Raw genomic sequence first — 16,154 nt, 5'->3', positions numbered from 1 at the left:
GAATATGTATGGCTAAGTACACGAAAGAAGACATTTTTCGTATTGTTAAGGAAGAGAATGTAAAGTATATTCGTTTGCAGTTTACAGACATTCTCGGCACGATTAAAAATGTGGAAATTCCAGTTAGTCAATTACAAAAGGCGCTCGATAATAAAATGATGTTTGACGGATCATCAATCGAAGGATTTGTTCGTATCGAAGAGTCTGATATGTATTTATACCCAGATTTAGATACATTTGTGATCTTTCCGTGGACAGCAGAAAAAGGAAAAGTGGCACGTTTTATTTGTGATATTTACAATCCAGATGGTACGCCATTTGAAGGGTGTCCACGTTATAACTTAAAACGTGTATTAAAAGAGATGGAGGAGCTCGGATTTACAGAGTTTAATTTAGGTCCAGAGCCGGAATTTTTCTTATTTAAGTTAGATGAAAAAGGAGAGCCGACGTTAGAGTTAAACGATAATGGCGGTTACTTTGACTTAGCACCAACGGATTTAGGTGAAAACTGCCGACGCGATATTGTACTAGAGTTAGAGGAGATGGGATTTGAAATCGAAGCATCCCATCATGAAGTTGCACCAGGGCAACATGAAATTGACTTCAAGTATGCGAATGCTGTAAAAGCATGCGACGATATTCAAACATTTAAACTTGTCGTAAAAACAGTTGCACGTAAACACGGTTTACATGCGACATTTATGCCAAAACCGCTTTTTGGCGTGAATGGTTCAGGCATGCATTGTAACTTATCGCTCTTTAAAAATGGTGAAAATGCTTTCTTTGATCCAAACGGTCGATTGCAATTAAGCGAAACAGCATTGCAGTTTATCGCAGGTGTGTTAAAGCATGCGCCAAACTTTACAGCAGTAACAAACCCGACGGTGAACTCGTATAAGCGACTTGTACCAGGATATGAGGCACCTTGTTACGTTGCTTGGTCAGCACGCAACCGGAGCCCACTTATTCGCATTCCTGCGTCACGTGGCATGAGTACGCGCATTGAAGTGCGCAGTGTAGACCCTGCGGCAAACCCATATTTAGCGATGGCTGTATTATTGGCAGCTGGATTAGATGGAATCAAAAATAAATTAACACCTCCTGCACCAGTCGATCGCAATATTTATGTGATGACAAAGGAGGAACGCTTAGAAGAAGGTATTGTTGACTTACCTGCAACATTAGCAGAAGCGCTTCAAAACTTAAAATCGGATGAAGTAATTGTTAACGCGCTTGGTAAACATTTATTCGAGCACTTTGTCGAAGCGAAAGAAATTGAGTGGGATATGTTCCGCACAGCGGTACACCCATGGGAACGTGAGCAATATATGAGCCTTTACTAAAAAAAGCTAACGGTTTTTCCGTTAGCTTTTTTATGTTTCCTTTTTTAATAAATGGCACGATATACACCTATGACTTTCCCTAAAATTGTAGCATTTTGAACAATAATTGGTTCCATCGCTGAATTTTCGGGTTGCAAACGGATATAATCTTTTTCTTTAAAAAATCGCTTCACTGTCGCCTCATGATCTTCAGTCATCGCTACAACGATATCCCCATTATTAGCGGTTTGTTGTTGACGAACGATCACATAGTCTCCGTCTAAAATACCGGCTTCAATCATGCTTTCTCCGACAATTTGTAGCATAAATACTTGATCATCTGGTGAGACGAACCGTTCTGGAAGAGGGAAATATTCTTCAATGTTTTCAATTGCAGTAATTGGTTGTCCGGCTGTGACTTTTCCAACGATCGGAACATTGATGACATTGGTTTTTGGGATGGATTCGTGCTCGTCCAAAATCTCAATAGCTCGAGGTTTTGTAGGGTCGCGTCGGATGAAGCCTTTACTTTCTAAACGAGCTAAATGTCCGTGGACGGTAGAACTCGAGGCTAAACCAACTGCTTCGCCGATTTCTCTTACTGACGGTGGATACCCTTTTGTACGCACTTCTTGTTTAATAAAGTCCAAAATTTGTTGTTGCCGTTTTGACAATTTCGTCATCATTATGCACCTCTTCCTTTTCAATCTTTGTCCATATTATAACATAATTTTGTACATTAATACAAACATAAGTTCGAAAAAATAGTTGACACGAACAAAAGTTCCCGTTATTATGTATACAAACAAATGTTCTAGGGGGTAGGTCGTATGGGGAAATCACATTATGTGGTGATGGTTTTATTTAGTGTACTATTTGTATGGGCATTTCTACATGTAACACAATCCGTGGATAAAGAAAAATATGTTGAGATTACAGTATCAGCCGGCGATACGTTATGGGAGCTTGCAGATCAATATAAACACGAGCATCAATTGTCGCACCAGCAATTTATTGAATGGGTGATGAAAGTAAATGGGCGTTCGGATGACCGATTAATCGTTGGTGAGAAAATTGTCATTCCTGTGTTAAAATCAAATCATGAAAATCAACTTGTTGCTAACAAACCATAGAGAAAGGGATGACGGATGAACGCAATTATTTATTGTCGTGTAAGTACGACAAAACAGGCGCAAGAAACATCGTTACAAAGACAAAAAGAGGAGCTCAAAAAATTAGCCCAAGAATATGAGATGAATATTATCAAGATCATTGAAGAACAGGCAAGTGGTTATGACATTGAACGCGTAGGAATTATGGAGTTGCTTGATGCAATTAAACAACATCGCATTGATGTCGTTCTCGTTCAAGATGAAACAAGGCTCGGACGGGGAAATGCAAAAATTGCCCTTCTCCGTTGTTTACAAAAAGAAGGTATTCGCGTGTATACAGTTAGTCATCGCGGAGAGCTTCAGTTGTCAGAAGCCGATTCGATGGTGTTAGAAATCATTAGTATTGTAGAGGAGTATCAAAGAAAAATACATAACTTAAAAATTAAACGTGGGATGCAACGGGCTGTTCAAAACGGCTATCGACCGGAAAATAATTTACGCAATGTTGGTGAACAGGCTGGAAGAGATAGGAAAGACGTACCGATAGAGGACATTGTTCGTTTGCGTCAAAATCGCTTAACGTTCGCAGAAATTGCGGCTACGCTCCGTTCACTAGGATATGATGTATCAAAAGCGACTGTTCATCGCCGATACAAAGAATATGAGCAACTTGCCAACAAAGAAAAATTTTTGTATGATGATACGAGCAAAAATGTCAATACAAAGGAATGAGGTTGAATGTTATCTTCTGAAAAAATAGCACGAATTAATGCGCTAGCTAAAAAAGCAAAAGTAGAAGGTCTTACAGATGAAGAAAAGCAAGAACAGCTTCAACTCCGTACGGAGTATATTGCTGCCTTTCGAGCGTCGATGATTGAAACGTTGCATGCTGTAAAAGTTATTGATCCAAATGGCAATGATGTCACACCAAAAAAATTAAGGGATAGTAAGAAAAAACGTTTGCATTAATGTGCTTATCATGGAGAACATACTACATAGATGTTCTCTTTTTTCAGTAGTTTGTCAAAAAAAATGTTGTGAACCATTGTACATTTTACGAACTTTTCTATATCATAAAAGGTGAGAATGCTTGCAAACGAAAGGATGAAGATAATGACACACTCTATCGAACAATTATCAATTACAGCCATTCGTACGTTGTCAATTGATGCTATTGAAAAAGCAAATTCTGGTCATCCAGGTATGCCAATGGGTGCAGCGCCAATGGCGTATACATTATGGACGAAGTTTATGAACCATAATCCGCGCAATCCAAAATGGTTCAACCGAGATCGTTTTGTATTATCAGCAGGACATGGTTCTATGTTGTTGTATAGCTTGCTCCATTTAAGCGGTTACGATGTCACGCTGGAAGATATTAAACAGTTTCGTCAATGGGGAAGTAAAACACCTGGACATCCAGAATACGGTCATACACCAGGTGTCGAAGCAACGACTGGACCGCTTGGGCAAGGGATTGCGATGGCTGTCGGAATGGCGATGGCAGAGCGTCATTTAGCGGCTACATACAACAAGGAAAAATTTGAAATCGTCAATCACTTTACATATGCCATTTGCGGTGACGGTGACTTAATGGAAGGGGTTTCTGCAGAAGCGGCTTCGTTAGCTGGTCACTTAAAACTCGGTCGCCTCATCGTCCTTTATGATTCGAATGATATTTCGCTAGATGGCGAATTAAATCTTTCGTTTTCAGAAAGTGTAGAACAGCGTTTCAAAGCGTACGGATGGCAATATGTTCGTGTAGAAGATGGTAATAACATCGAGGAAATTGCTCGGGCTATTGCTGAAGCTCAAAAAGATTTAGAACGCCCGACATTAATTGAAGTGAAAACAACAATCGGTTACGGTTCACCAAACAAAGCAGGAACAGCAGACGTGCACGGTGCTCCGCTTGGGAAAGATGAAATTAAGCTAACAAAACAAGCATATAAATGGACGTTTGAAGAAGATTTTCATGTTCCAGACGAAGTGTACGCTCATTTTGAAAAAGTAGTAAAAGAAGCTGGAGAGAGAAAAGAGGCAGAGTGGAATGCTTTATTTGCTGAATATGAAAAGGCGTATCCAGATTTAGCAAAACAATTAAAAACGGCGATTGACGGTAAACTTCCTGAAGGTTGGGAAAAAGCGTTACCGGTATATGCAGAAGGAAAGAGTCTAGCAACACGTGCTTCTTCTGGAGAAGTATTGAATGCAATTGCGAAAGTCGTGCCACAATTTTTAGGTGGATCCGCAGACTTAGCAGGTTCAAATAAAACGTTGATTAAAGGAGCAGGGGACTTCTTACCTGGAAGTTACGAAGGTCGTAACATTTGGTTTGGTGTACGTGAATTTGCGATGGGTGCAGCGTTAAATGGTATGGCGCTTCACGGCGGTGTAAAAGTGTACGGTGGTACGTTCTTCGTCTTTTCAGATTATTTACGTCCAGCAATTCGACTTGCTGCGCTTATGGGATTACCTGTCACATATGTATTTACACATGACAGCATTGCGGTTGGTGAAGATGGTCCAACGCACGAACCAATTGAACAACTTGCTTCATTAAGAGCGATGCCGAATGTATGTGTCATTCGTCCAGCAGATGCAAACGAAACAGCTGCTGCATGGCGATTAGCTGTAGAATCCACAGATCGTCCGACGGCGCTTGTGTTGACGCGTCAAAATCTTCCTACGCTAGCAACGACAGCGGAGCGTGCATATGAAGGAGTGAAAAAAGGAGCGTACGTTGTTTCTGAAGCGCAAGGGGAAGTACAAGCTTTATTGCTTGCATCTGGTTCAGAAGTGAGCTTAGCGGTAGAAGCACAAAAAGCGTTAGCGAATGAAGGTATTCACGTTTCTGTTGTAAGCATGCCTTCATGGGATCGTTTTGAAGCACAACCAGCGCAATATAAAGAGAGTGTCATTCCGAAGCATGTGAAAAAACGTCTTGCTATTGAAATGGGCTCATCTCTTGGCTGGGAGCGCTATACAGGTGATGAAGGTGATATTTTAGCTATCGATCGCTTCGGGGCCTCGGCACCTGGTGAAAAAATTATGCAAGAATATGGATTTACAGTGGAAAACGTTGTGGCACGAGTCAAAGCATTATTAGGCAAATAATAAAACGGGGAGCACATCTCCCCGTTTTATTATCGAATAAAGATTTTTTGCTGAACATATTGTACAAACCGTTATTGTTTAGTATAGTGTAATGTAGACAACATGAAGGAGGAAAAAATATGTGGGAAATGATTTTAGTAGGCATTGTAGCGCTTGCTGCTGGCGTTGCCCTAGGATTTTTTATTGCGCGTAAAACAATGATGAACTACTTAAAGAAAAATCCACCGATTAACGAGCAAATGATTCGAATGATGATGATGCAAATGGGTATGACTCCATCGCAAAAGAAAATTAATCAAATGATGAAAGCAATGAATAACCAGTTAAAATAAAGGCAAGGCACTCGTGACGAGTGTCTTTTTTAGCACAGGAAGAAGCTGTTGCTCGTATTTGTATTTTTTTGATAAAATATAATTAAATGAAGAAAGAATGGAGTGTCAATCATATGGACATTCAACTGCTTGTTGCGTTTGGGGCAGGTGTGCTCTCGTTCATATCCCCATGCTGCTTACCACTTTATCCAGCTTTTTTATCATATATTACAGGAATTTCTGTTAGTGATTTAAAATCCGATTATGCATTGTTACAAAAAAGAAGTTTGTTACATACGTTATTTTTTTTGCTCGGATTTTCATTTATTTTTATCGCCATTGGTTTTGGTACATCTATGCTTGGACGTTTTTTTCATACATACCAAGATCTCATTCGTCAAATTGGGGCAATATTGATGGTATTTTTCGGATTTGTTATTATCGGCATCTTTAAGCCCGCCTTTTTAATGACTGATCGACGTTTATCATTTCAACAACGTCCATCAGGTTACATTGGTTCTTTTCTTATCGGTATGGCGTTTGCTGCTGGCTGGACGCCGTGTACAGGTCCGATTTTAGTATCGGTCATTGCTCTAGCAGCGACGAACCCGAGTTTAGGTGTTGTTTATATGACGGCCTATTCACTTGGTTTTGCTTTGCCGTTTTTACTTTTATCGTTTTTTATTGGAAAAATGGGTTGGATTCGAAGACATCATGTTAAGCTAATGAAAGTCGGTGGATATGTCATGATTGGTATGGGGGTTGTATTGTTTTTTGACTGGATGACGAAAATCACGATCTATATGACAAATATATTTGGTGGCTTTACAGGTTTCTAGTTTCTTAGGGTGTGGAGGGAAAGAAAATGGCGAGAATTTTAATTGTGGATGATGCAAAATTTATGCGCATGACATTAGCGAACATTTTAAAAAAAGCAAATCATGAAGTGATTGGGGAAGCAGAAAACGGGAAAGAAGCTGTTGAGCTGTATGTAGAGTTAAAGCCAGACGTGGTGACACTTGATATTACGATGCCGATAATGAGCGGACTTGAAGCTGTCAAGGAAATTAAATTGCATGATCCGGATGCAAAAATTATTATGTGTTCAGCAATGGGACAACAAAAGATGGTTGTTGAAGCTATTGAAGCAGGAGCGCTCGATTTTATCGTAAAACCATTTGATGAAAGTCGCGTCATGGAAGCTATTCAACGTGTGTTACAGTAAGGCGGGAAAGGAAGATTCACTTTGGCTATTTTTAGTTCAGTATTTGCGGTATTTATGGCTGGAATCGTTTTCTTTATTCGTATGAAAGCAGCCGAAAAACCTACAAACGCCAAAAAAATTATATTACCCCCTATTTTTATGAGCACAGGAGCTCTTATGTTTCTTCATCCGATGTTTCGAGTAACGGCGCTAGAATGTGTAGAAGCAATTTTTGTTGGAGCGCTTTTTTCTGTTTTGTTAATTAAAACATCCTCGTTTGAAGTTCGAGGTAACGACATTTACTTACAACGATCAAAAGCGTTCGTTTTTATTTTTGTTGGTTTAATTGTATTGCGTCTAGCTCTAAAAACATATTTAAGTCGCACTATTGAGTACGGAGAACTCGCGGGAATGTTTTGGATTTTAGCCTTTTCGATGATCGTTCCGTGGCGCGTAGCGATGTACGCATCGTATCGTCGACTTCAATGCGAAATAAAAGAAAAAAGCTAATCAGCAACAGGCGATTAGCTTTTTTTGGCTAGTAAATGTTCGTATTTTGTAAAATCAATTTGTTTTTCTCGTAGTGCTTTCATTAAAAATTTATGGTCCCGTTTTGGTGTGGCGAGAATATAGCCACGGACAACTAAATCTTCTGTAATTCGATTCACTTTCTCTTGTAACGCTAACTCTCCAATTTTGCCAGCAATTTTTTGGCGAGCTACATCACGAAACAGCTCGGGAACAGGACGAACTAAATCTTCAAGTAACTCTTTTTCTTTCTCAGACCATAAATGACGCGTTTGTTCAATGTAATACTCTTGCCAGTCTAATTCGGATTTTCCATCTTCTTTTGGCAAACGTTTCAAAAATTTTCGAAACATAAAAAACCCACCGATCGACATCATAACGAGAAGAAAAACGACCCAAAATAAAATAAACCATAAAAACCAACCTGTTAGCATACATTCCACCTCAACGTTTATTATGTAAAAAAATAATAACAGAATCAAGTAAAAGAGCTGACAATGGCGTCAGCTCTTTTACATATCGTGACTTGAGTTATGCTTTTGACGGGTATGATTCTGATTTTTTACTTTTTTTGAACCACTAAGTGGTTCTGGTTGTCCCGGATTATCTCCTTTTGGGGCATTTTTGCGCATATCTTTGCTTGTATTTTTGTTCATGCAGAACACTCCTTTCTTTCATATGATGGCATGATAAACGGTATTTATGCATATTTCGTCCGTGAATAGGCACGATAATATTAAAAAGAGAGGAAGTGAATCACATGCCTTATCATAAAAATAAGCAACAAGCGTTTGAAGCTGCGCAACAAGGAACAATGGAAGCAAAAGAATGGTACGATCATCTTGTAAAAAGTGATGCAGATTATGGAAGTCAATTGCACCATTTGAAACAAGAGGTAAATGAAGCGTTTGAGCAAATTAATAACGCACTTGAAGTAGCTTCGGAAAAACAACGAAAACAGCTTGAACAATTTCGCCACGATTTGCAAGCAATTGTCGACGAGGTCAACATGTATGAATAATCCCGCTTAGAGCGGGATTATTGATTTTTCTTCCGTTTTTTATTATTTTGTTTTTGCGCTTCTGTCAGCGGCTCATTGGAGAACTCTTCATTGTAGCCGGCACCCTTTCCTTGGGCACTCGCATCATTCATACCAGGGATTACATGATTAGCTTTTCTTTTCACCATCTTGTTTCACCTCCTGCAACTATTGTTGGAAAGAGAGCAAAAAAATATGCATTTATCTGAAACTTATAAACAATTATTATTTACTTATGTAGAGCATTGTATTAAGATAAAAGCGTAGGAATTTTGTGGGTGTGGGAGAAGATGATTTGTTTAGAAGGGGGTAATACATAATGGTGAAAAATGATGTGTTTCAAGCTCGTTCTACATTTGAAGTAAACGGAAAAAAATATCATTACTATCGCTTACAAGCGCTTGCAGAAGCAGGAATCGGAAACGTATCACGCCTTCCGTATTCCATTAAAGTACTTCTTGAATCCGTACTTCGTCAAGTTGATGGACGCGTTATTACAAAAGAGCATGTTGAAAATTTGGCGAAATGGGGAACGAGCGAACTGAAAGATGTAGACGTTCCATTTAAACCGTCTCGCGTTATCTTGCAAGACTTTACAGGTGTCCCTGCCGTTGTTGATTTAGCATCTATGCGCAAAGCGATGGCGGACATCGGTGGAGATCCGTACGAAATTAACCCCGAAATTCCTGTTGATCTTGTGATTGATCACTCTGTTCAAGTAGATAAAGCTGGAACAGAAGATGCGCTCGAGTATAACATGAATTTAGAATTTGAGCGCAATGCAGAACGCTACAAGTTTTTAAAATGGGCACAAAAAGCGTTTAGCAATTATCGTGCTGTCCCACCAGCAACAGGTATTGTGCATCAAGTAAACTTAGAGTATTTAGCAAACGTTGTTCACGTTGTTGAAGGGGAAAATGGCGAATATGAAGCGTTCCCGGATACACTTGTAGGTACGGATTCTCATACAACGATGATTAATGGCATTGGTGTACTCGGTTGGGGCGTTGGTGGTATCGAAGCAGAAGCAGGTATGCTTGGACAACCTTCGTACTTCCCAGTACCAGAAGTGATCGGTGTGCGCTTAACAGGAAAATTGCCAAATGGAACAACGGCAACAGACCTTGCGCTAAAAGTGACACAAGTGCTTCGGAAAAAAGGCGTTGTCGGCAAGTTCGTTGAATTTTTCGGGCCTGGTGTTGCAACATTGCCGTTAGCTGATCGTGCGACAGTGGCAAATATGGCTCCAGAATATGGGGCGACATGCGGGTTCTTCCCAGTTGATGCCGAAGCGCTTGATTACTTGCGTTTAACAGGTCGCGATGAGCAACATGTGCAAGTCGTTGAAGCATATTGCAAAGCAAATGGTTTGTTCTATACACCAGATGCAGAAGAGCCTGTATTTACAGATGTTGTTGAAATTAACTTATCAGAAATTGAACCAAATCTTTCTGGACCAAAACGTCCACAAGATTTAATTCCGCTTTCAAAAATGAAAGAATCGTTCCGTCAAGCGGTCGTTTCTCCGCAAGGAAACCAAGGCTTTGGTTTGACTGAGGCGGATTTTGATAAAGAAATGACAGTTACGTTAAACGGCGAAGAAGTAAAAATGAAAACAGGTGCCATTGCCATTGCAGCGATTACAAGCTGTACGAACACATCTAACCCATATGTGTTGATCGGGGCGGGTTTAGTAGCGAAAAAAGCGGTAGAAAAAGGTTTGAAAGTGCCGAAATATGTAAAGACATCGCTTGCACCTGGTTCAAAAGTCGTCACAGGGTACTTAAAAGATTCAGGTCTTCTCCCTTACCTAGAGCAAATCGGCTTCAATATCGTTGGTTACGGTTGTACGACATGTATCGGTAACTCTGGTCCACTTGCCCCAGAGCTTGAAAAGGCGATTGCAGAAAACGATTTGCTTGTAACAAGCGTATTGTCTGGTAACAGAAACTTTGAAGGGCGCATTCATCCGCTCGTCAAAGGTAACTATTTAGCATCGCCACCGCTGGTTGTGGCATATGCACTAGCTGGAACAGTCGACATTGATTTATTAAATGAGCCGATCGGTAAAGATCAAAATGGAAATGATGTGTACTTTAATGATATTTGGCCATCTACCGAAGAAGTGAAAGAAGTTGTGAAACAAGCGGTAACACCAGAATTGTTCCGTAAAGAATACGAGCGAGTATTCGATGATAACGCGCGTTGGAACGCGATTGAAACGACGGACGAGCCGCTTTATCAATGGGATGAGAATTCAACGTACATTCAAAATCCACCATTCTTTGAAGGACTATCCCCAGAAGTGGAAGAAGTAAAACCACTTACTGGTTTGAGAGTGGTTGGTAAGTTTGGCGACTCTGTTACAACAGACCACATTTCACCAGCTGGATCAATTGGTGTAAATACACCAGCAGGAAAATATTTGATTTCTAAAGGTGTCGATCCAAAAGACTTTAACTCGTATGGGTCTCGTCGTGGTAACCACGAAGTGATGATGCGAGGTACATTTGCGAATATTCGTATCCGTAACCAAATTGCACCAGGTACAGAAGGTGGCTATACAACATATTGGCCAACAGGCGAAGTCATGTCGATTTACGATGCATGCATGAAATATAAGCAAGATGGCACAGGACTCGTTGTCGTCGCTGGTAAAGACTACGGAATGGGAAGTTCGCGTGACTGGGCAGCAAAAGGAACGTACTTGCTTGGTATTAAAACAGTTATTGCTGAAAGTTTTGAGCGTATCCATCGTTCAAACCTTGTGCTTATGGGAGTATTACCACTTCAATTCAAAGAAGGGGAAAATGCTGAGACGCTTGGATTGACAGGTAAAGAAGTATTTGAAGTGCATATTGATGAAAACGTCAAACCGCGCGACTACGTTAAAGTAACAGCAACAGACGAAGAAGGAAACAAAAAGGAATTTGAAGTGCTTGTACGCTTTGATAGCGAAGTAGAAATTGACTACTATCGCCATGGCGGTATTTTACCGATGGTATTACGCGAAAAATTAAAACGATAAGAAGAGAGCAGACCGCTCTCTTCTTTATTTTTTGTTCGTTTTTTTCGCCGCATTTTCTAAGGCACTTTTTGGCTCGGGTGTAAATGTAGCATCATATCCTTGTGGATTGACGCTTGGAGCGTTTTGCCCACGATTCCTTCCGTTATTTTTACTCATTATGTCCACCTCCTGTGCATATTGTATCCGTCTCTTTCGAAAAATATATATAAAGAGGAGGCAGTGACATGAATCGAGCCATTCAAACAGCATTATGTACAATTGCGTTAGCGCAATTTTTAAAAATTCCATTGACGAAAAGAAAAACAAAAAAGTGGGATTGGTCGCTTTTTTTTGAAACAGGAGGTATGCCAAGTTCACATTCCGCGGGTGTTGCTTCGCTGGCCACATATGTTGCTTTAAAACGGGGAGTGCATAGTATAGACTTTGCTCTTGCTTCTATTTTTGGTTTAATCGTTATGTATGATGCTCAAGGTGTGCGTCATCAAGCAGGAGAGCTAGCTATTCGTGTGAACGAATTAACTGAAGAGATTGAGCGGTTAAAAGGTGCTGAAGATGATGGAAAGCTAGATCGAAAAGAAGAATTGTTGCGGGAACGGCTTGGTCATCAACCAATTGAAGTCATTGGTGGGGCGTTTCTCGGTATCGCCACAGGGGGATTATCTTACGTAATAAGTAGATGGAAGCGCTCGCTATGAAAGGCGAGCGCTCTTCTTTCTTTGCCATATATGTTGAGGAAGTTCAGATAATACCATCCCTAATAAAATGAGCCCAGCTCCAAATAAAGCTGCTTGTTGAAGGCGTTCATCATTCCATATATATGCAGTTAAAGCGGCAAAAACAGGTTCGAGAGCAAAAATTAAAGCAACACGCGTTGGAGATGTATATTGTTGAAAATGCGTTTGAATAAAGAAAGCAATTGTTGTTGCGAACAGTGCAGTAATGAGTAGAGCCATCCATACATCAAATTCAAAAAAAGTGGCAAGCGGAATAAGGGACCAATCTTCAAACCAATATGAACATATAAAACAAACGATAGATACGGTTTGAACTTGAACAGCAGTTAGTAGGATAGATGAAAATTTTGTTGCATATATGCTTGTTGACACGATATGTAGCGCAAAAGCAATGGCGCATAAAAACACAAACACATCGCCTTTGTTGATTGTCATATCTCCGCTTGTGGTCAAAAAATATAGCCCGCATGTAGCCAATATACTTCCGATCACAGCGTTAAACGAAGGTTTATGTTTTAAAATGATAAATGAGAGGAGAGGAACGATAACAACATTTAATCCAGTAATGAATCCAGCTTTTGACGAAGTAGTATACAATAAGCCAATCGTTTGAAAGGCATATCCAAGACATAACCATACGCCAAGCATCAATCCAGCACGGACGAGTTGTCGATCTAGAGGCTTGCGTTCGAAGATAAATACCCAAATCCATAACAATACACTTGCGATCGCAAAACGTACGCCATTAAACATCAATGGGGGTAAAAAAGCAATGGCGTTTTGAACGACGACAAATGTAGCACCCCAAACGAATGCAACAAACAATAGACTAACGTCAGCTTTGTATTTCATTTGACTCTCCTTTGCAAAAAATGTTGTATAAGACCGAAGTCTCATACAACATTTTACCATCATTCTGTATATTTTGGGGATATTTTTTTTGCAAAATATACAAACGGTGTATCCAACATCGCAACAATCCATTTCAGTACATACGTCGTAATAAAAATTTGTATCCAATCATGTAACGGAAATGCACCGAGAAAAGCAATGGATGTGAAAACGAGTGTATCGATCAATTGGCTAATCATTGTACTTCCGTTATTACGAATCCAAAGTTGAGAATCGCGCGGAAATTTCTTTTTAAACCAATGAAATAAGTAAACATCGAGCGATTGACTAATTAAAAAAGCAAGCAAGCTACCAAGCGCGATACGTGGCAATAAACCAAAAATCGTTTCTAACGCTGGTTGAGCAAAGTCGCTCGCATGCGGCTGAAACAATAAAGCGATTTGCATGACGATTGTGAGAGAAATAAGTGTAAAAAAGCCAAGCCATACCGCTTTTTGTGCTTCTTTCTTCCCATATTTTTCGCTTAAAATGTCTGTCACTAAAAAAGCGGTTCCGTACATGACGTTTCCAAGTGTAGCTGTCATACTAAGCAATTCAACCGTTTTGACGACTTGTAAATTAGCAACGACAGTAGAAAAACCAATCCATACGAATAAACCTGAGCGACCAAAGAAACGATAAATGAGCAACACAAGTGAAAAGGTGACGATGGCAGAAATAAGACCGAGTATTTCGTTAAACATGGTGATCCCTCCTCGTATGAAAATATAAAGACACAAACGATATTATACAACTGACATCATTATTTGTCTAAGCTGTTATAATAAAATAAAAAGAAAAGGTGAGCGATATGAAGGTATTTATGGAGTGGACATATGTAACACCGAAGAAAAAGGAAATGGTGTGGACATCAACAGAGATGGAAGTGACGGAGGCTTTAATTTTTGCAGAGGATATAGAAAAAACAGGGAGAGTGAAACAACTTTTATTTTATGATGCAAGCGATGTGGCGTGGACGAAAAAAGAGTTAATCAAGCTAATGAAAGAAATTGAAACGGAACCGCATGATGTGATTGCTTATTTTGACGGTGGGTTTGATCGTCAAACGAAAAAAGCAGGGATTGGGATCGTTATTTATTATAAACAAAACGGTGAACAATTTCGTATCCGCGCAAATGCGCAGTTAGATGAATTACAATCAAATAACGAAGCAGAGTATGCGGCATTTCATTTTTTACTTGAGCAACTTGAACATCTTGGTGTTCACCATTTACCCGTTGTGTTCCGCGGGGATGCGCATGTTGTATTGCATCAATTATCTAGTGATTGGCCTGTATTTTCAGACGAAGGAAGATGGGTGAAGCGAATTGAGCAAAAAATGGAGAAGCTTCGTATTTCTCCTATTTATGAACCGATTGGTAGAAAAGAAAATAGTGAAGCCGATCAGTTAGCAACGCAGGCGCTTCGAGGGACGATGATTAGAAGTACAATACAATTGGAGCGTAAACGATGAATCGAAAAGACGTGTTGTTTCGGATAAATGAATTATTCGATACGTATTGCGAAGGTTGTTTTGTGAAGAGAACGTTTCGTAAAGAGTGCGGAAAATCGTATGCACAATCGTTTTGTATTCAAATGTGTACAGTAGGGGAAAAAATTCAACAATACGGTCAGTTGCTCGCGAAACAAAAAACGTAACAAGGTGCCCCAAGTATACGGGACACCTTGTTGCTACATATGATTCATCGTTTCAGTTAATTGATGGTGTGCATCTGCAAGTTCTTTTTCGCATTGCAAAAGCAAGGGATCTTGCGTGCTTGTTTTGGCACGCGTAATCGCTTCTTTTGCATTTTCAATCGCTTGTTTTGCATGAACAAAAGCGTGTTCATCTAAGCTCATCGTTGCTGCTGCAACCATTTTTTTCGCTGATTCAACTGCCAAATGTGCATTTTCAATTTTCGTAAATACGCTATCAGCCTGAAGATGTGGGTTCTTTGGATTTTGTGTCATCGTCATCCCTCCTCGCTTGTAGTATTTGTGTGAAAAGAGGAGAGTATGTAATAAAAAAGACCAGCATTTGCTGGTCTTTTCGTCGAGCTATATATGAATCATCTCAGACGATTATAATTTCACTACGTTTGCAGCTTGAGGGCCACGGTTTCCTTGAACGATTTCAAAAGAAACAGCTTGACCTTCTTCTAATGTTTTGTAACCTTCACCTTGGATTGCTGTGAAGTGTACGAATACATCGTCTCCGCCTTCTACTTCGATGAATCCGTAACCTTTTTCGTTGTTAAACCATTTTACTTTACCGTTTTGCATAATACTGAATCCTCCTAATACCTTTTAGCCAATAGGCTAATGAAAAAATTTTTCATATAACGGAATATACTCACAGCAACCACTCGGTGCAGGACATATATTCAGTTAGATGATAATTAGACTATACACGAACAACAAGGAAGAGTCAAGACAAAAAGGCGATTTTTTCAAAAAATTTTTTAAGAGAAGGATTTTTATCTTAAGTGCATAACATTAACAGTAAGGAGTATAGAAAGGAAGTGAGTGGCATGTATCGTGGTCAAATTCGTGGGAAAGAAGTGATCATTAAGTTAAGCAATCATGTACGGAAGCAAAAAGTTGATCAAGAAAAGTTATATCACACGGTTTTAGCATTTGGTGAAGCAGCATTTGATCAACAGAAAGAACAATTTGGTATTGTAAGCAAACAAGGTTTAATTGTTGCCTCAGTTGAACAACACGATTTGCCTGTGATTTCGGTTGATTATATTATTCCGTCCCATCACGTATACGACTAAAGCCCAGAATGATCTGGGCTTTAACAACGTTAGGAGCTGTTAAGTCAGGAATTTTTTATGGAAAAGAAATGTGAAAATATATATGATT

At 39.7% G+C, this 16,154-nt stretch carries 24 protein-coding genes; 15 read left to right on the top strand and 9 right to left on the bottom strand.

Annotation, left to right across the window (positions count from 1 at the left end):
• The first annotated feature begins 8 nt into the window (after nucleotides 1-8).
• A complete protein-coding gene (glnA, locus tag HNQ82_RS08290; RefSeq protein WP_055441336.1) occupies nucleotides 9-1,343 on the top strand; it encodes a type I glutamate--ammonia ligase in 1,335 nt (444 codons plus the stop codon).
• A gap of 44 nt (nucleotides 1,344-1,387) precedes the next feature.
• On the opposite strand, the gene lexA is transcribed toward glnA, so the two are convergent.
• Nucleotides 1,388-2,005, bottom strand: coding sequence for a transcriptional repressor LexA (lexA, locus tag HNQ82_RS08285; protein ID WP_183248895.1), 618 nt, complete (start codon nucleotides 2,003-2,005; stop codon nucleotides 1,388-1,390).
• 147 nt (nucleotides 2,006-2,152) lie between these two features.
• On the opposite strand from lexA, the gene yneA reads away from it, so the two are divergent.
• The 8 genes from yneA to HNQ82_RS08245 all read left to right on the top strand — a co-directional run bounded on the left by yneA (nucleotide 2,153) and on the right by HNQ82_RS08245 (nucleotide 7,576).
• A complete protein-coding gene (gene yneA, locus HNQ82_RS08280) occupies nucleotides 2,153-2,455 on the top strand; it encodes a cell division suppressor protein YneA (protein ID WP_032099544.1) in 303 nt (100 codons plus the stop codon).
• 15 nt (nucleotides 2,456-2,470) lie between these two features.
• Complete coding sequence (locus tag HNQ82_RS08275) at nucleotides 2,471-3,166, top strand: YneB family resolvase-like protein (protein ID WP_183248764.1); 696 nt, start codon at nucleotides 2,471-2,473, stop codon at nucleotides 3,164-3,166.
• A gap of 6 nt (nucleotides 3,167-3,172) precedes the next feature.
• On the top strand, nucleotides 3,173-3,403 hold the full coding sequence (locus HNQ82_RS08270; RefSeq protein WP_183248762.1) for a DUF896 domain-containing protein: 231 nt from the start codon (nucleotides 3,173-3,175) through the stop codon (nucleotides 3,401-3,403).
• Nucleotides 3,404-3,547: 144 nt separating this feature from the next.
• Nucleotides 3,548-5,551: a transketolase gene (tkt, locus tag HNQ82_RS08265; protein ID WP_183248760.1), complete on the top strand. Its 2,004-nt coding sequence runs from the start codon at nucleotides 3,548-3,550 to the stop codon at nucleotides 5,549-5,551.
• A gap of 119 nt (nucleotides 5,552-5,670) precedes the next feature.
• Nucleotides 5,671-5,883, top strand: coding sequence for a YneF family protein (locus tag HNQ82_RS08260; RefSeq protein WP_003398951.1), 213 nt, complete (start codon nucleotides 5,671-5,673; stop codon nucleotides 5,881-5,883).
• A 113-nt stretch (nucleotides 5,884-5,996) separates the two neighbouring features.
• Nucleotides 5,997-6,701 (top strand): cytochrome c biogenesis CcdA family protein, encoded by a 705-nt coding sequence (locus HNQ82_RS08255; RefSeq protein ID WP_055441333.1) that lies wholly within the window; start codon nucleotides 5,997-5,999, stop codon nucleotides 6,699-6,701.
• Nucleotides 6,702-6,727: 26 nt separating this feature from the next.
• Complete coding sequence (locus tag HNQ82_RS08250) at nucleotides 6,728-7,087, top strand: response regulator (protein ID WP_183248758.1); 360 nt, start codon at nucleotides 6,728-6,730, stop codon at nucleotides 7,085-7,087.
• A gap of 21 nt (nucleotides 7,088-7,108) precedes the next feature.
• Complete coding sequence (locus HNQ82_RS08245; protein WP_183248756.1) at nucleotides 7,109-7,576, top strand: CcdC family protein; 468 nt, start codon at nucleotides 7,109-7,111, stop codon at nucleotides 7,574-7,576.
• A gap of 14 nt (nucleotides 7,577-7,590) precedes the next feature.
• On the opposite strand, the gene HNQ82_RS08240 is transcribed toward HNQ82_RS08245, so the two are convergent.
• A complete protein-coding gene (locus tag HNQ82_RS08240; protein ID WP_032099536.1) occupies nucleotides 7,591-8,028 on the bottom strand; it encodes a DUF2621 domain-containing protein in 438 nt (145 codons plus the stop codon).
• Nucleotides 8,029-8,106: 78 nt separating this feature from the next.
• Nucleotides 8,107-8,250 (bottom strand): small acid-soluble spore protein P, encoded by a 144-nt coding sequence (locus HNQ82_RS08235; protein WP_006318326.1) that lies wholly within the window; start codon nucleotides 8,248-8,250, stop codon nucleotides 8,107-8,109.
• Between the two features lie 104 nt (nucleotides 8,251-8,354).
• On the opposite strand from HNQ82_RS08235, the gene HNQ82_RS08230 reads away from it, so the two are divergent.
• The gene (locus HNQ82_RS08230) at nucleotides 8,355-8,615 is read left to right on the top strand and encodes a hypothetical protein (protein ID WP_035019584.1); all 261 of its coding nucleotides are present in this window, start codon (nucleotides 8,355-8,357) and stop codon (nucleotides 8,613-8,615) included.
• Between the two features lie 17 nt (nucleotides 8,616-8,632).
• Here the strand turns inward: HNQ82_RS08230 and sspO are convergent, their stop codons facing one another.
• Complete coding sequence (gene sspO / locus HNQ82_RS08225; RefSeq protein ID WP_032099534.1) at nucleotides 8,633-8,782, bottom strand: small acid-soluble spore protein O; 150 nt, start codon at nucleotides 8,780-8,782, stop codon at nucleotides 8,633-8,635.
• A 170-nt stretch (nucleotides 8,783-8,952) separates the two neighbouring features.
• On the opposite strand from sspO, the gene acnA reads away from it, so the two are divergent.
• Nucleotides 8,953-11,661 carry an aconitate hydratase AcnA gene (acnA, locus tag HNQ82_RS08220; RefSeq protein WP_183248754.1) on the top strand — a complete coding sequence of 903 codons (2,709 nt, stop codon included), beginning with the start codon at nucleotides 8,953-8,955 and terminating at the stop codon, nucleotides 11,659-11,661.
• Between the two features lie 24 nt (nucleotides 11,662-11,685).
• On the opposite strand, the gene HNQ82_RS08215 is transcribed toward acnA, so the two are convergent.
• Entirely contained in the window at nucleotides 11,686-11,817 is a 132-nt protein-coding gene (locus HNQ82_RS08215) for a Small acid-soluble spore protein (protein WP_021094632.1), read from the bottom strand.
• 68 nt (nucleotides 11,818-11,885) lie between these two features.
• Here HNQ82_RS08215 and HNQ82_RS08210 point away from each other — a divergent pair, with 68 nt between their 5' ends.
• Nucleotides 11,886-12,356, top strand: coding sequence for a divergent PAP2 family protein (locus HNQ82_RS08210; protein WP_183248752.1), 471 nt, complete (start codon nucleotides 11,886-11,888; stop codon nucleotides 12,354-12,356).
• On the opposite strand, the gene HNQ82_RS08205 is transcribed toward HNQ82_RS08210, so the two are convergent.
• Nucleotides 12,351-13,247, bottom strand: a complete 897-nt coding sequence (locus HNQ82_RS08205) for a DMT family transporter (RefSeq protein ID WP_183248750.1) — start codon at nucleotides 13,245-13,247, stop codon at nucleotides 12,351-12,353. The genes HNQ82_RS08210 and HNQ82_RS08205 overlap by 6 nt on opposite strands.
• A gap of 59 nt (nucleotides 13,248-13,306) precedes the next feature.
• Complete coding sequence (locus HNQ82_RS08200) at nucleotides 13,307-13,990, bottom strand: queuosine precursor transporter (RefSeq protein ID WP_183248748.1); 684 nt, start codon at nucleotides 13,988-13,990, stop codon at nucleotides 13,307-13,309.
• Between the two features lie 107 nt (nucleotides 13,991-14,097).
• Between HNQ82_RS08200 and HNQ82_RS08195 the strand changes: the two genes are divergently transcribed.
• Together HNQ82_RS08195 and HNQ82_RS08190 are read left to right on the top strand one after the other, a co-directional pair.
• Entirely contained in the window at nucleotides 14,098-14,760 is a 663-nt protein-coding gene (locus HNQ82_RS08195; RefSeq protein WP_183248746.1) for a ribonuclease H family protein, read from the top strand.
• The gene (locus tag HNQ82_RS08190; RefSeq protein ID WP_183248744.1) at nucleotides 14,757-14,945 is read left to right on the top strand and encodes a zinc-finger domain-containing protein; all 189 of its coding nucleotides are present in this window, start codon (nucleotides 14,757-14,759) and stop codon (nucleotides 14,943-14,945) included. Before HNQ82_RS08195 ends, HNQ82_RS08190 begins: the two co-directional genes overlap by 4 nt.
• Nucleotides 14,946-14,978: 33 nt before the next feature.
• Here the strand turns inward: HNQ82_RS08190 and HNQ82_RS08185 are convergent, their stop codons facing one another.
• Together HNQ82_RS08185 and cspD are read right to left on the bottom strand one after the other, a co-directional pair.
• Nucleotides 14,979-15,257, bottom strand: a complete 279-nt coding sequence (locus tag HNQ82_RS08185; RefSeq protein ID WP_183248742.1) for a DUF2564 family protein — start codon at nucleotides 15,255-15,257, stop codon at nucleotides 14,979-14,981.
• A 111-nt stretch (nucleotides 15,258-15,368) separates the two neighbouring features.
• Nucleotides 15,369-15,569, bottom strand: a complete 201-nt coding sequence (gene cspD / locus HNQ82_RS08180) for a cold-shock protein CspD (RefSeq protein ID WP_003398931.1) — start codon at nucleotides 15,567-15,569, stop codon at nucleotides 15,369-15,371.
• A 248-nt stretch (nucleotides 15,570-15,817) separates the two neighbouring features.
• On the opposite strand from cspD, the gene HNQ82_RS08175 reads away from it, so the two are divergent.
• Nucleotides 15,818-16,066, top strand: coding sequence for a hypothetical protein (locus HNQ82_RS08175; RefSeq protein WP_032099526.1), 249 nt, complete (start codon nucleotides 15,818-15,820; stop codon nucleotides 16,064-16,066).
• The last annotated feature ends 88 nt before the right edge of the window (nucleotides 16,067-16,154 follow it).

It is taken from the genome of Anoxybacillus tengchongensis, from assembly GCF_014201585.1.
Lineage (GTDB): Bacteria > Bacillota > Bacilli > Bacillales > Anoxybacillaceae > Anoxybacillus > Anoxybacillus tengchongensis.
The sequence above is the reverse complement of the archived record's forward strand: the minus strand, read 5'-3'. Positions and strand labels throughout refer to the sequence as shown.